The sequence below is a fragment of the Micromonospora globispora genome (assembly GCF_003857015.1).
GTDB classification, from domain to species: Bacteria; Actinomycetota; Actinomycetes; order Mycobacteriales; family Micromonosporaceae; genus Micromonospora; species Micromonospora globispora.
On record NZ_QGGF01000720.1, the window covers coordinates 1 to 1,276 of the forward strand.

The window sequence follows — 1,276 nt, forward strand, 5'->3', positions numbered from 1 at the left end:
GTTGGCGAAGTGCGCCCCGGCGCCCAGGGAGGCCGCCGCGGCGACCAGCCAGACCGGCGGGGCGGGCGCGCCGGGCAGGGCCAGCACCACGAAGGCGGGCAGCAAGCCGAAGGAGATCGCGTACGGCAGCACCGAGACCGGGGTGGACTTCAGCGGCCAGTCGTAGAGAAGGGCGGAGAGCAGGCCGACGGTGGCCCAGGCCGCCGCGGCCGGGGTCGTGGTCAGCGCCAGCGCCGGGGTGGCCAGCGCGGCCAGCATCGCGGCCAGGCCCACGGTGCGCCGGCGGACCGCGCCGGTGGCCACCGGCTTGTCGGTACGCCCCACCATGGCGTCCCGGTCGGCGTCGAGCGCGTCGTTGCTCCAGCCGACGGCGAGCTGGCTGGCCAGCACGGTCAGCACCACGGCCACGACGCCGCCCGGCCGGTGCCCGGCCCCCCACGCGAGCAGTCCGGCCACTGTGGTGACCGCGACGGCCGGTTCCGGATGGCTCGCCCTGACCAGCCCTAACACCGACGACGACATAAGGGAAGTCTGGCTGTTACCGGGGAGTCGTGCCAGGCTCGGTCCATGGCAGATATGGCCCCGGTGTCCACCCCGCCCCGGGTGCTGCCGCCCAACGACCCCCGCCAGTACGACGACCTCGCCGGCGAATGGTGGCGGCCGGACGGCGCGTTCGCGATGCTGCACTGGTTGGCCCGGGCCCGGGCGGCGCTGGTGCCGCCGGCGTCCCGGCCCGACGCCCTCCTGGTGGACCTGGGCTGCGGCGCCGGGCTGCTCGCCCCACACCTGGCCGGCAAGGGCTACCGGCACGTGGGGGTGGACCTCACCCGCTCCGCCCTGGCGCACGCCGCCGGGCACGGCGTGACCGTGGTCAACGCGGACGCCACCGCGGTCCCGCTCGCCGACGGCTGCGCCGACGTGGTCTCCGCCGGTGAACTGCTGGAACACGTACCGGACTGGCGGCGCGCGGTCGCCGAGGCGTGCCGGCTGCTCCGCCCCGGCGGCCTGCTGGTCCTGGACACCCTCAACGACACCCTGCTGGCCCGGCTGATCGCCGTGGAGATCAGTGAGCGGCTGCCGACCGTGCCCCGGGGCATCCACGATCCACGGTTGTTCGTGGACGCCCGCGCCCTGGTCGCCGAGTGCGCCCGGCACGGCGTCGCGCTGCGGCTGCGCGGGGTCCGCCCGGAGCTGGGCGGGACGCTGGCCTGGCTGCTCCGCCGGCTGCGCGCGTCCCGGGGTGGCCGCGGTCCAACGCGGACGGAGTCGTCCCCGG

At 76.6% G+C, this 1,276-nt stretch carries 2 protein-coding genes; one reads left to right on the forward strand and one right to left on the reverse strand.

Going from position 1 to position 1,276, the window contains the following annotated elements:
• Positions 1-522, reverse strand: a 522-nt coding sequence (locus DKL51_RS32825) for a UbiA family prenyltransferase (protein ID WP_185735004.1), incomplete at its 3' end; no start/stop codon positions are given.
• Between the two features lie 45 nt (positions 523-567).
• Here DKL51_RS32825 and DKL51_RS32830 point away from each other — a divergent pair.
• Positions 568-1,276: methyltransferase domain-containing protein (locus DKL51_RS32830; protein WP_124813198.1), on the forward strand; the 709-nt coding region annotated here is incomplete at its 3' end.